Raw genomic sequence first — 12,491 nt, forward strand, 5'->3', positions numbered from 1 at the left:
GACGATGCCTCCTGAAGGGAACGCTGGGGATGGGCTGGGGGTTGAGGTCCGGTCAGGCGGCGCTGCCGTGCTGGCGGAAGAGGTCGTCGAGCAGCAGCTTGTCGTGCCGCTCGCCCTCCGCCAGCCGCTTGATCACCAGCAGGCAGGGCATGCCGAACTCACCACCGGGCAGCCGCCGGGTGTATGTCGACCCCACGCACACCGACCAGGCGGGGGCCCGCCCGCGCGACAGCTCCGCGCCCGTCTCGGCGTCGAACACCCGGGTGCTGGCCGTCAGCAGTACCCCGGCGCCGAGCTTGGCCCCCTGCTCGACGCGGGCGCCCTCGACGATCACCGAGCGGGAGCCGATGAACGCCTCGTCCTCCACCACCACCGGCACGGCGCCGACGGGTTCCAGCACTCCGCCGATGCCGACGCCGCCGGAGAGATGGACGTTGGTCCCGATCTGCGCGCAGGAGCCGACGGTCGCCCAGGTGTCGACCAGCGTGCCTGGGCCGACGAAGGCCCCCACGTTGACGTAACTGGGCATCAGCACGCAGCCGGGAGCCAGGTGACTGCCGTAGCGGGCGATCGCGCCCGGCACCATCCGCACCCCGGGGAAGTTCCGCTTCAGCGGCAGGCGGTCGGCGTACTGGAACGGGCCCGCCTGCGACCGCTCCATGGGCAGTACTCGGAACGCCAGCAGGATCGACCGCCGCGCACGCTCGTCCATCACGACCTCGCCGGTGGACGCACTGACGGTGGCCACCCGGGCGACGCCCCGGTCCAGCTGGTCCAGCGCCTCGGTGACGTAGCGGCGGGCGTCGTCGTTCGTGGGGGAGAGCTCAGCGCGACGCTCCCAGAGTTCGTCGATGATCCCGGAAACCGGGCTTTCGATGAGGTCCACAGGTGGCGCCTCCACATCGTGGGGTCGGACGGTTCTCGGGCGTTTAGTGCGCGACGGCGGCCAGGGCCGGTAGCAGTCGGCGGAGCAGCGCGAACCGCGGTGCGATGGCTGGACGGTCATGGACCGCCGCGATCCTGACGTGGCCTCGGCCAGCCGGACCGTATGCCAGCCCCGGAGCCAGCACGAGGCCCGCGTGCACGGCGGCGGCGCGGGCGAACCCCGCCGCGTCACCGCCGGGGACGGCCGCCCACACGAAGAGACCGCCCTCGGGGGACGTGCACGACAGGCCGTTGGCGTTCAGTTCAGCGACCAGTTCGGCGATCCGCCGCGCGTTGCGGGCACGTTGCTCGGCGGCGTGCGGGTCGTCGGTGAGCAGCCGGGCACCGGTTCGTTGTGAGACGTCCGAGGCCATCAGGCCGGCCACCCGCCGACGGCGGATCAGTTTGGCCACCACTCGCGGGTCGCCGGTGTAGAAGCCCAGCCGCACCCCGGGCGCGTTGGACCGCTTGGAGATGCTGTGCACGGCCAGCACCCCGTCGAGTCCATGGGTGAGTACGGTGCGCGGCTCCCCGCACCACGTCGCTTCGGCGTATGCCTCGTCCGAGACCACCAGCACGCCGTGCGCCCGGCCCCACGCGGCGATCGGGGCCAGTGGCTCGACGACTCCGGTGGGATTCGCCGGGCTGTTGACCCACAGGAGCAGCGCTCGGGCCGTGATCCGCGGCGGCACCAGGTCCAGCCGCGTTCGGAACCGCTCGTCGACCGGAACACGGTACGGGCGAAGCCCGGCCAGGCGGGCGCCGAGTTCGTACGGCGGGTAGCCGAGGGCGGGGATCAGCACCGTGTCCCGCTCCGGCCTGTCGAGGGCCCGGGCCGTCGAGTCCCGCACGAACAGGGGAAGGGTGGAGATGAACTCCTTGGAGCCCGCGCAGGCCGCCACCGAGTCGAGCGGCACCGCCACTGCGAATCTGCGCAACAGGTACCCCGTTGCAGCGGCCCGCAGCTCCTCGGTACCCCGGCTGGGGGGATAGGCCGCCGGTCCCACGGAGGCCGTGACGGACCCGAGGACCGGTGCCGGATCGGCCGGCACGCCGAGCGAGAGGTCCAGCGGCTGATGGCCGCTTCCAGCCGCGAGGGCCAGCAGGTCCTCCCTGCTGCAACCGCCGTCGGGCATCACGACGCGCTGACCGATCCGTCGTGCGGGATCAGCCGCAGCGGCTCGAAGTCGAGGGTGGCGAAGTAGTCCCGTTCCTCCTCCGCACGGCGGACGCGCTCGACGCTGCCGTCCAGCCGCAGCAGCAACTCCTGCGGGCGCAGCCGCCCGTTGTAGTTGAATCCCATGGACAGGGCATGCGCACCGGTGTCGTGGATCACCACGAAGTCGCCCTCGGTCACTGCGGGAAGCGCTCGCTGCTTGGCGAACTTGTCATTGTTCTCACACAGTGAGCCGACGACGTCCACGACCTCGATCGGGCGGTCGGCCCCCTCGGGCACCGTGATGTGGTGGTACGCGCCGTACATGGCGGGGCGCATCAGAGCGCTCATGCCTGCGTCGACGCCGACGTACTCGCGTGCCTTGCTCATCCGGTTCACCACCCGGGTGACCAGCGCCCCGTGCGGACCGGTGACGAACCGGCCGCTTTCGAACAGGACGCGTGGGCGGCGCACGCCGTGTTCCCGCTCCCAGCTCGCCAGCCGGTCGGTGACGGCGCGGCCCAGTCCCGCGAGGTCGAAGGGTGGTTGGGTCGGCTCGTAGGGGATGCCGAGTCCGCCGCCGAGGTTGACGAACTCGACGGTGACGCCGAGTTCGGCCCGCAGGCGGTCCGCCTGTTCCAGCAGGAGGTCGAGGGTGCGCAAGAACGGTTCGGTGGACATGAACCCCGAGCCGAGCATCATGTGCAGGCCGAAGGAGGTCACGCCGAGGCGCTGCGCTCGGGCGCAGACCTCCACCAGGCGGGTCACCGGGACGCCGAACTTGGCCGACTCCGCGTCGCCCAGGTACGACGCACCGGCGTCGGTGGCTGCCTTGCCCGGCTGGACCCGGAAGCACAGGGTGTCGGGCATCTCCCCGATGTCGACCAGCTTGTCGAACACGGCCACGTCGTCGACGTTGATCAGCGCCCCGAGCTTCAGCGCCGCCCGCAGTTCGTCCGCACTGGTGTTGTTGGAGGTGAAGCAGATGTCGTGACCGACGGCCCCGGCCCCTGCGGCCAACGCCAGTTCTGGCCGCGAGCTGCAGTCGAAGCCCATGCCGCGCCCGGCCAGGATGCGCAGCATGGTCGGATTGGGCAGTCCCTTGACCGCGAAGTACTCCCGGTACGGGGTGTCGGCGAACGCCTCGTCGAAGTCCGTGCAGGTCTCGTGGATGCCCTGCTCGTCGTAGATGTGGAAGGGCGTACCGAAACACTGGGCGGCCGAGCCCAGCACCGCGTCAAGTCGCTTGGCGAATGCCTGACTTATCGGCATGGTCGTCTCTCTGCTAGCGGTGGTCAGAACCCGACGGTCGCCGTGATCACGGCACGGCTGCGCTGGCCGGACAGCGGCCGGTCGTAGTCGAAGTACTGCACCTCGACGGCCGAGAAGCCCGCGCCGAGTGCCTCACCGCGCAGATACTCACCGGAAAGCCAGTAGAAGCCGGGAACCCCGGGCGCGGCCTGGGTCGGCTCGGCGCTCGGTGGGCTGTCGTTGGAGGCGATGAAGGTGCCGCGGGTGCCGTCTGCGGTCAACCAGGCGTGTATCCGCTCGAAGACCGGGGCCAGACCCCTTCCCTCGGCGTAGAGGTGACCCAGCAGCCCGTCGGCGTAGACGACCGGCCAGCGGCCCTCCGGTGACCACGTCATGACGTCGGCGCGCAGCGCCTCCACTCCCTTCGCCGCTGCGATGTCGACTGCCTCCTGCACCGCGTCGACGGCCAGCACCCGGTAGCCGGTCTGCGCGATGCCGCTCTCGACCGCGGCGTTGCCGCTGCCGAGGCTCAGCAGGCGGTCGGTCTCGCTGTCCTTGATGGCGCGAAGCAGCTTGTCGTGCATCCAGTCGCGGTACCTGCTGGAGTAGGTCGACGGCGTGACGGAGTCCCCTCGCGCCTCGCCCAGCTCCCAGGTCTGGAACAACGTCCGCCCGCTGGTGCCGGGTGAGCTGTAGAACTCGTTCAGCCCGTTGGTCTCTGGGTTCACTGCTGATGTCCCTTTCTCGGATGTTCGCGCGAGGTCCGCGGCGGGTGGCGGCCGGTGGGCGTTGACGGTCACCAACGTGGGGCCGAGCCGCCGGAGGTCTGCGCGAGCGTCAGCAGTTGGGTGCGCTCGGGGCCGTCCTGCTCGAAGACGCCGCGGAACGCGGCCGAGGTCATGCGGGCGGGTGTCCGGATGCCGCGCATGGTCATGCACAGGTGCTCGCCCCGGCCGATGACGGCGACGTCGGCGGAGCCGGTGAGCTGCGAGACCTCGTCGGCCACCTCCGCTACCAGACGCTCCTGCACCTGGAGCTTGTGCGCGTGCTTGTGGGCGACCCGGCCGAACTTGGACAGTCCGAGCAGGCTCTTGTCGCTGCGGTAGGCGATGGTGAGGCTGCAGTTGAACGGGAGCAGATGGTGCTCGCACAGCGACCAGACCAACAGATCGGAGATATAGACCAGTTGGTTGTCGCTGATGCTGCCGAAGAGGGTCTCTATCTTGCCGGGCTCGTAGCCGACGAACTCCCGCCACCACTTCGCGTAACGGCGCGGTGTGTCGGCAAGGCCCTCACGGTCCGGATCCTCGCCGATCTCGACGAGCAGCTGACGGGCGATCGCCTCAAGGGGGTCGGGGGCGCCCTGGGGGCACTCCAGCGGATCGGAGACCTGCTCGGGCTCCATCGTCACAGCCATTCTCATACTCCTCGCTGGTCGCCCCAGGCGAGTACGTGCAGCCGGGTGGTCAGATTCCACCCGCGCCGCACCACCTCGTCCGCGAGCGCCTCCAGGTTTTCGGTGATGTCCCGCCGGGACTTGCCTTCGGGCATGATCCAGACCGGCGCGAAGCCGATCCGGTCCTGCAGTTCGCCGACCTCGGCCAGATCGGCGGATGACGTGCAGACGAACTTGAAAGCGACGTCCGCGGTGCCGTGGAACCGCTTGAGCACCGCGGGCTTGATCCGCCGGTGCTCCGGATCGCCGGAGTGGGCAAGCTTGGGGGAGACGTTGAAGCGCACACCCAGACCGACGAGTTCGTCGCAAGGGGCGACCGTGCCGTTCGTCTCGATCTCCACGCGGATCCCCCGCGCCCGAAGCCCGCGCACCACGGGAAGGATCCGGTTCTGCTGGTTCAGCGGCTCACCACCGCTGATCACGACCATCGGGACCGCCATCTCGATCAGCTCGCCCAGCACCTGTTCGGCCGTCAGGGAACGCAGTTCGGTTCGAGGGTCGAAGGCTGTGCCCGCGTCACTGACGCCCTGCCAGTCCCAGGTGTAGGGCGTGTCGCACCACCGGCAGGACAGGTTGCAGCCGCCGAGGCGCAGGAACGCGCACCGCCGCCCGGCAGACGGTCCCTCGCCCTGCACGGTGGGGCCGAAGATCTCGTTGACCACGATCACGGTCGAGGTGTCGTCCTCAACCAGTGCGCCGATGTCCGCTGGCGTGCTCACGGCCGGTACTCCGCCCAGGTCTTCGGGGTCTCCGACACCCGCACCGCGCTGATCTCACTGAACCGCTCGGCCCACACCTCGAAGATCCACATCGCCAGGTTCTCGGCGGAGGGGTTGAAGCCGGGGACCACCTCATTGAGGTGGCGGTGGTCGAGCTCCGTGTCCAGCCACTTCTTGAAGTCCGACAGGTCGCCGTAGTCGCGGACGAAACCGGCCTCGGTGAGGTCCTCGCGTGACCGCGCGGAAAGCTCCAGCTGGACGGTGTAGTTGTGCCCGTGCACCCGTGCGCACTGGTGGCCTTCGGCCAGATGGTCCAGCCGGTGGCTTGCCGAGAACTGGAAGTCCTTGGTGATACGCAACATCGCTCTAGTCCCTTGCATACTCGGTTGGGTCCTGCACTCCGGCCCTCCTGAAAGCCCTCCGGCGGTCGTGGCAGGTGGCACAGGTGCCGCACTGCTTCTCCTCGCCCCTGAAGCAGCTCCAGGTGTCCTCCCAGCGGACCCCGAGGGACTCGCCGAGGTGGATGACGTCGGATTTCTGCATGCTGACCAGAGGGGCCACCACGGACAGGCCATCCGGGACGAATTCCGCCGTGGCGACCCCCTCCATCGCGTTGAACGCCGCAACGAACTCCCTTGTGCAGTCGCCGGTCTCGGCATCGCCCGCGATCGAGCCGATCGCGACCTGGTCAGCCTGCTCGGCGACGGCCGCTGCCACCGCGACGGTCAGCAGGATGGCGTTCCGGTTCGGAACGACGAATTCGCGGCTGCGGACCGCGGGATCGTAGTCCGGCACCTCGACCCGCCGGTCGGTCAGCGAGTTTCCGGGGAGCAGGCCGCCGAGCCCTTGGAGGTCGACCACCCGCATCGAGGCACCAAGGCGGTCCGCGGTGAGCCGGGCCGACTCGTGCTCGCGGCGGTGCCGCTGCCCGTAGTCGATGGCCAACAGCCGTAGTTCGTGGCCCTGTCGGCGGAGCTGGTGGGCGACGACGGTCGACTCCACTCCTCCGGAGAAAAGCACAACTGTCCTTGGCATGAATCGCTTCCGCTCTCAGCTCTCTCGGTAGGCCCGGTCGCCGTTGCCAACGAGACTTCCACCAGCGGATCTACGGCTGATCTGTCAATCGCTCTACGCCCGTAGACGTGCTGTTCCAGGCGGCTTCGCCTGCCGAAAACACCACATGGCGGCGGCCACCAGGGATTCGAGTAGTTCCTCGGCGACGTCGGCGGCCACGCCCAGCGCGGCCGCGGGACCCGGCACGCTGACGTCCGGCTCGCCGACGGCGGCGATCAGCCGGAACGCCCGGGCTTGGCTCTGCGTCAGCCACTGGTAGCTGAGTTCGAAGCACCGATCGACGGCGAGTCGCCGACCCTCAGCGCGGCACACCGGGTCCGCTGGTCGGCAAGCCGGTCAGCCATCGTCTGGATGGTCCAGGGGGCCTGGAAGCCAGCCTGGTGCCGGCGATCCGGATGGCGAGTGGCAGAAAACCGCAGAGCGAGACCAGCGCGCGGGCGGCCCTCGGCTCGGCGGCGACCCGGTCGGGGCCACAGACGGCCACCAACAGCTGCACCGCCCTGATCCCGCTGATCGCCCGCACCGGCTACATCGGCCCGACCGCCTTCGTCGTCAACCTGCTCACCGCCGCCGCGCTCACCGTACTGCTCCGTGCGCTGCGCGCGCCGCAGGGCGGCGACGAGACCAGCCCCGGTGTCTACCGGGCGGTGGCGGGCGACCCGGTGGCAGCGGACGCCGGAGAACCGGAACCGATCCCCCTCACGGTTCCTGCGGACTGAGTACGCGAAGCCAGCCGATGAGAACCGCCTCCGCCACAGCGACCCGCCTCGACCTTCATTGAAGGGGGTGCTGGATGTATACCTGGGCACGCGTGGTCCCGCGGCGCGGCGACCAGGGAGATGAGCGCAACCAGCTGATGGCCAGCGCAAGGACATCCCGTCCGCCCCCGTCAGTACGGCCCGCCTCTACCCAGCTCACTCGGCATCAGGCTGGTTGGTCCCATGGGCGCTTCACCGCGGTTGGCTGACCAGCCGTACCCGCAGACCGCCGGGCGGCGGGGACGGTGCGGGGAGAGATGCGGCGGTTGCGCCGAACGCATGTGAACATGTTGTGAGCTGTGTGTTGATTAGGTGTTTATCATGTGTGCATCACGGCTTCGGACACTCCTCGAACGGCTTGGCCACCAAGGCCGGGCAGGGAATGGAGAGGGAACATCCCGATGCGAGTTCGAAGATTCAAGCGTCGTGCCGCTGTCGCACTGGCCGCCGCGGCGATCGCCGGTGGCGTTGGTCTGGCGGGCGCGGGTACGGCCTCCGCCTCCACTGGCGGGGGCTGTGGCGGCTCCGCCTGGCGGCAGGCGTGCATCAGCGTCGGTTCGCACGGCGTCAACTCCGACGCTTACACCAACTTCGCCAGCAACGCCTGCGCCGTCGATGTCATGCTGTGGGACTACACCACCAACACCCGCTGGGACAACTGGCGGCCCTGCGGCACGGGCTGGACCCACTATCAAGGCACCTTACTGGGCAACCCGACCCCGGGCCACGACTACAAGAGCGAGCTGCGGGTCTACTGGCAGGGCGGCAGCGGTTACGACTACAACGTCAGCCCGGACCTGATCGACTGATCCGCCCTGGCGGGCCCTCGCTGCCAGGTATGAGCGGGGGCGCGCCTGATCGAAGGACCCGGCTGGTGCGCCACACCGACCGTCGCCTACGCGCGGGAACTCGGATACGACGTCCGGTCCCACCGAGGCCTTCGTGCGGCACGAGACCGGTGGGTACCTGGACCCGTGGCACGACCGGCTCAAGGACCTCTATGTGGCCATCATGGCCGACCTCGGCGTCCCGATCGGCAAGGACGTCGCCGAACCCGCCTCCCTGGCCGCGATGGAGCACCACAAGGAGAATGACCCCGCTCTAGCCTGCAGCCCGTCGGCAATCGATCCCACGGTCAAGGGCGGCGTGGGCAAGACGCGAAAAACGCCCGCAGGGCCGCAACTACCGCGACGCAGAGCGATGGTCGGCTCTGGAGCGGCCTACCTGACGCCCGGACATCCGGGCAGCGGTGATCTCCAGGGCGAGGGCCGACAGGCTCCGCAAGGTGGCAGGCGTGGCGAAGAGGGTTGGCAACTTGCCACACTGACGGGGCGGTTGAGGTGTGACAGGTCGTGGTGGAGCCGGGCGGCAGCCCTGGTTCAGCCCGCCGTGGGCAGGGCGGCTACGCCGGTGACGTGGTCCCAGACGGCGAAGCGGGTGTTCATATCAGACCCGTACTGGGATGCGGTCATCAGGTGACGGCGGGGCCCCGAAAATGGGGTGAGATCCGGCTGAATGCGACGAGGAACTTCTGTGCTTGCCTCGGTGCGCGGAAGCCTTTCATGGCGCGCTTCGCGCTGGCGGGTGGGCTGATACGAAATTCTCCGAGCGGTTGTTCAGCCCCTTGTGCGAGCGATGTTCCACCGAGCCCATCAGTCCCCGGTGAGCCGGTCCGTAGGAGCGGCACTTGTCGGTGATCAGTACCCAGGGCACCCGGCACTGCTCTTCATCAGCTTGGCCATGAACCTCTTCGCGGGCTTCGCGTCCCGCCGGGACAGGACCAGATGTCCAGTACATGGCCGTCCTGGTCCACACAGCGCCACAGATGCTGCCGCACCCCATGGACCTTGATGAACACCTCATCGAGATGCCACTTGTCGCCGACCCGCGGCCGAGCCGGCGCAGCCTGGCGGCCTAGGCGGGCCCGAACTTCTCGCTCGACTGCCGGACGGTCCCGTGGAAGACGAGCCCACGGGTCAGCGGCAGTTCCTCGACCTCGCGGAAGGACAGCGCGAAACCAGTGAAACAGCCACACCGCATGGGAGATGATCCCCGCCGGGAACCGGAACCCCTTGTACGACACCGCCAGCTCGGTCCCCAGGGCTGGCTCCTCCCAGATGAACACCAAGCCCGGCGATCGCCCCAGATCCGAGGCACCTCACTCAAGTTGACAACGCCCATGGAGCGGCTGGGCGCTGAGGCGACGGACGAGAACACCAAAGGTACGGTGGAGTCTGTGCGGTTCCGGGTGCTGGGGCCCCTGAGCGTCGAGGTCGGGGGGCGCCGGGTCGCGAGCGGGCCTCCCCAGCAACAGGCGGTGTTGACAGCTTTGCTGTTGCGGTGGGGGGCCGTCACCTGTATCGACCGATTGCTCGCCGATGTCTGGGGCGACGAGGTACCGGCCTCGGCGGTCGGGATCGTACGCACGCACGTCTGGCAGATACGGCGCCGGATTGGGGCGGAACTGCTGGAGTCCGTGGGCGACGGCTACCGGATGAACGTTCCCCCCGCGGGCATCGATGCCCATTGCGTGCAGGACATGACGAACAGCGCGGCGCGGGCGCAGCGCGAGGGGCGTGTCGAGGATTGTTCCCGCCTGCTGGAGCAGTCGGTGGCGCTGTGGCACGGCGACTCCCTGGCCGGCGTGCCGGGTCCGTTCGCCGAGAGGGAACGTGAACGGCTGGGCGAACTACGCTTCATCCTTCAAGAGAAGCGGATGGCCATGGACGTCTCACTGGGCCGGTACACCCGAGTGATCCCAGAACTCGTCGCGTTTACTCAGCAGTGCCCGTTCCGGGAGGGACCCTACGGCTCGCTCATGCGTGCGTTGTACGCATCGGGGCGCCAGGCCGAGGCGCTGTCGGTGTTCGCACGGGCACGTCGATTACTGGGCGAGGAGTTAGGCATCGAACCCGGCCCGCAACTGCGTGCCCTGCATGAGCGGGTCCTGGCCGACGACCAGACGCTGGCCGGGCCGCACCTCCCGGACCCTTTCGAGGAACTCGTGCCGGAGGGCGAACCAGAGGGGCGGGAGTCGTCGCGAGTCGATCTCAGTGGCTCGCTGCGGCCCGCTCAATTGGCGCCCGACATCTGCGACTTCAGCGGACGCGGGGATCTGGTGGCCGAACTGTGCGGGACCTTGACCGCGGGGCAACCGCACGCCTTGCCGGTCGTCGCGCTGTGCGGAATGGCCGGGGTGGGCAAGAGCGCCCTGGCCATGCGAGTGGCCCATCGCGTCAAGGCCCGCTTCCCCGGCGGCAACCTCCATATCGATCTGCGGGGAAGCACAGAGGAACCCCTGGACCCGCGAGAGGCGCTGGGCGGTCTTCTGACAGCGCTCGGGATACCCGAACACGCGGTCCCGTCCGGGTGCGAGGACCGGGCACGGCTGTTCCGGAGTGTGCTGGAGGACCGGGCGGTCCTGCTGGTTCTCGACGACGCGCGGGATACCGCTCAGGTCGAGCCGCTTCTGCCGGGCTCGGCGCGGTGTGCGGTGGTGGTCACCAGCCGACGGTCCCATCTGACGGGTATAGCAGTGGTCCGGCACGTGTCGCTGGGTGTGTTCGACGACGAGGAGTCCTGCGGACTGCTGGCGCGGATCATTGGCGAGGAACGCCTCGCCCGGGAGCCGCAGGCCGCGCGACGGCTGGTGGCCGCGTGCGGAAACCTGCCGCTGGCGGTGCGGATCGCGGGTTCCCGGCTCGCGGCGCGGCCGACCTGGGAGGTGGCGGACCTAGCGGACCGGCTGGCGGACGAACGGCTGCGCATGATCGAACTGAGGTGCGGCCCCGCGACGGTGACTGCGTCGTTCGCGCGTGGCCACTGTCTTCTGGACAAGCGGCAGGACGATGCGCTGCGCCGACTGGCCTCGCTCGACTCGCCGCAGATCCGGCCGGGGGACGCCGCGACGGCTCTTTCGCTTCCCGGCGAGGAGACACTGGCGCTGCTGGAGTCGTTAGCGGACGTGACCCTGCTGGAGTCGGTGTCACCGGACGACTACCGGTTCCACCCGCTTGTCCGGGCCTTCGCCCGCGCCCTGCCACCCACGACCGCCCGGCAGACCGTCACCGCATGAAGGCCCGCTGCCGACGCGGCCTGCTTTCCCCCGAAACCATCTGCTGACTGGCCAGTGCCCCGTCCAGTCCGCAGCCCGAGCGCTACTTCGGCAGGGTTCGAGAGTCGGGCCACGAGCGCGGTGAGCTTCGCGGGTGCGTCTGATCGATCACTTCACAAGACGTCAGCAGGTTGAGCAGGAACGCTTCCGTTGCCTCGTCTACTGCCGTCTCCGCAGTCTTCCCAGCGAGGTGGGTGCCGCGCCGCACCCGCCTCGTGGAGACGGAGGACAGACGTAGATGAAGACCCGGCTGCCGTTCTTGCGCTTGCGTGCCGAGTGGCCCACAAGGCCTCGCTCCGGATGCTTGTGGCCTTCCGATACCGGGCACTTTCCGGCGAACATCGCGATTGGGGCTGGCCGTCGATGTGTGTGTATGGTGCAGGGCTTTGTCCTGGATACTGGGCGGCATGCGCATCGACTTTGATCCCGAGACCATGGACCGCCAGTCGTTCTACCGGCTGCTGACCGCCACCGTTGTGCCCCGGCCGATCGCCTGGGTGTCCACCGTCTCCGGTGACGGGGTCGCCAACCTCGCCCCCCACTCGTTCTTCACGATCGCCAGTGTTCAGCCGCCGATCGTGCAGTTCACCTCGGTCGGGCGGAAGGACTCGCTGCTCAACGTCGAGGAGACGGGGGAGTTCGTGGTGAATTTCGCGCCCGAGCAGCTGTTTGAGCAGATCAACGCGACCGCGACGGATTTTCCCCGTGGGGTCAGTGAGTTTGACGAGGTTGGTGTGGCACGTGAGCCCAGTGCGCGGGTGAAGCCGCCGCGGGTCGCCGCGTCGCCGGTGGCGTTGGAGTGTGAACTGCACAGCACGCTTCGGTTCGGTGACTCCACCGTGGTGTTCGGGCGGGTCGTGCACGCGGCGGTGTCCGAGGCGGTGCTCAACGACGGGCACCCGGAGGTGCGCGAGATGCGTCCGCTGAGTCGGCTCGGCAAGGACGAGTGGGGGACGTTCGGCGACGTGCTGGAGATCTCGCGGGTCCGCTACGCGGACTGGCCGGGGCGCGTCGGCGGCTGAGCGCGGGCGCCGTCGGA

General features: G+C 69.0%; 14 protein-coding genes and 1 pseudogene. 5 read left to right on the forward strand and 10 right to left on the reverse strand.

The window, feature by feature from the left end; genetic code table 11:
• Positions 1-52: 52 nt before the first annotated feature.
• The 9 genes from NON19_RS00415 to NON19_RS00455 all read right to left on the reverse strand — a co-directional run bounded on the left by NON19_RS00415 (position 53) and on the right by NON19_RS00455 (position 6,892).
• Positions 53-886: a 2,3,4,5-tetrahydropyridine-2,6-dicarboxylate N-succinyltransferase gene (locus NON19_RS00415; protein ID WP_255924471.1), complete on the reverse strand. Its 834-nt coding sequence runs from the start codon at positions 884-886 to the stop codon at positions 53-55.
• 43 nt (positions 887-929) lie between these two features.
• Positions 930-2,060 (reverse strand): aminotransferase class I/II-fold pyridoxal phosphate-dependent enzyme, encoded by a 1,131-nt coding sequence (locus NON19_RS00420; protein ID WP_255924472.1) that lies wholly within the window; start codon positions 2,058-2,060, stop codon positions 930-932.
• A complete protein-coding gene (gene lysA, locus NON19_RS00425) occupies positions 2,060-3,352 on the reverse strand; it encodes a diaminopimelate decarboxylase (RefSeq protein ID WP_255924473.1) in 1,293 nt (430 codons plus the stop codon). Before lysA ends, NON19_RS00420 begins: the two co-directional genes overlap by 1 nt.
• 23 nt (positions 3,353-3,375) lie before the next feature.
• Entirely contained in the window at positions 3,376-4,059 is a 684-nt protein-coding gene (locus NON19_RS00430) for a class I SAM-dependent methyltransferase (RefSeq protein WP_255924474.1), read from the reverse strand.
• 68 nt (positions 4,060-4,127) lie between these two features.
• The gene (gene folE / locus NON19_RS00435; protein WP_308213643.1) at positions 4,128-4,748 is read right to left on the reverse strand and encodes a GTP cyclohydrolase I; all 621 of its coding nucleotides are present in this window, start codon (positions 4,746-4,748) and stop codon (positions 4,128-4,130) included.
• 2 nt (positions 4,749-4,750) lie between these two features.
• Complete coding sequence (locus NON19_RS00440) at positions 4,751-5,506, reverse strand: 7-carboxy-7-deazaguanine synthase QueE (protein ID WP_255924475.1); 756 nt, start codon at positions 5,504-5,506, stop codon at positions 4,751-4,753.
• Positions 5,503-5,868 carry a 6-pyruvoyl trahydropterin synthase family protein gene (locus tag NON19_RS00445; protein ID WP_255924476.1) on the reverse strand — a complete coding sequence of 122 codons (366 nt, stop codon included), beginning with the start codon at positions 5,866-5,868 and terminating at the stop codon, positions 5,503-5,505. The genes NON19_RS00440 and NON19_RS00445 overlap by 4 nt, the downstream gene beginning before the upstream one ends.
• Before the next feature lie 4 nt (positions 5,869-5,872).
• Positions 5,873-6,541, reverse strand: coding sequence for a 7-cyano-7-deazaguanine synthase QueC (gene queC, locus NON19_RS00450; RefSeq protein WP_255924477.1), 669 nt, complete (start codon positions 6,539-6,541; stop codon positions 5,873-5,875).
• Between the two features lie 93 nt (positions 6,542-6,634).
• Positions 6,635-6,892 carry a hypothetical protein gene (locus NON19_RS00455; protein WP_255924478.1) on the reverse strand — a complete coding sequence of 86 codons (258 nt, stop codon included), beginning with the start codon at positions 6,890-6,892 and terminating at the stop codon, positions 6,635-6,637.
• 83 nt (positions 6,893-6,975) lie between these two features.
• Between NON19_RS00455 and NON19_RS00460 the strand changes: the two genes are divergently transcribed.
• The 3 genes from NON19_RS00460 to NON19_RS33545 all read left to right on the forward strand — a co-directional run bounded on the left by NON19_RS00460 (position 6,976) and on the right by NON19_RS33545 (position 8,817).
• On the forward strand, positions 6,976-7,299 hold the full coding sequence (locus NON19_RS00460; protein ID WP_255924479.1) for a hypothetical protein: 324 nt from the start codon (positions 6,976-6,978) through the stop codon (positions 7,297-7,299).
• A gap of 440 nt (positions 7,300-7,739) precedes the next feature.
• Positions 7,740-8,147 (forward strand): hypothetical protein, encoded by a 408-nt coding sequence (locus NON19_RS00465; protein WP_255924480.1) that lies wholly within the window; start codon positions 7,740-7,742, stop codon positions 8,145-8,147.
• A gap of 133 nt (positions 8,148-8,280) precedes the next feature.
• On the forward strand, positions 8,281-8,817 hold the full coding sequence (locus tag NON19_RS33545; RefSeq protein ID WP_372513944.1) for a hypothetical protein: 537 nt from the start codon (positions 8,281-8,283) through the stop codon (positions 8,815-8,817).
• Here NON19_RS33545 and NON19_RS33865 read toward each other — a convergent pair.
• Positions 8,718-9,427 (reverse strand): annotated as a pseudogene (locus NON19_RS33865) (IS6 family transposase). The gene NON19_RS33545 and the pseudogene NON19_RS33865 overlap by 100 nt on opposite strands.
• A 228-nt stretch (positions 9,428-9,655) precedes the next feature.
• Between NON19_RS33865 and NON19_RS00480 the strand changes: the two are divergent.
• A complete protein-coding gene (locus tag NON19_RS00480) occupies positions 9,656-11,413 on the forward strand; it encodes an AfsR/SARP family transcriptional regulator (protein ID WP_255924481.1) in 1,758 nt (585 codons plus the stop codon).
• Between the two features lie 446 nt (positions 11,414-11,859).
• Entirely contained in the window at positions 11,860-12,474 is a 615-nt protein-coding gene (locus NON19_RS00485; RefSeq protein ID WP_255924482.1) for a flavin reductase family protein, read from the forward strand.
• Positions 12,475-12,491 lie beyond the last annotated feature (17 nt).

This window comes from Streptantibioticus rubrisoli, from assembly GCF_024436055.1.
GTDB lineage: Bacteria > Actinomycetota > Actinomycetes > Streptomycetales > Streptomycetaceae > Streptantibioticus_A > Streptantibioticus_A rubrisoli.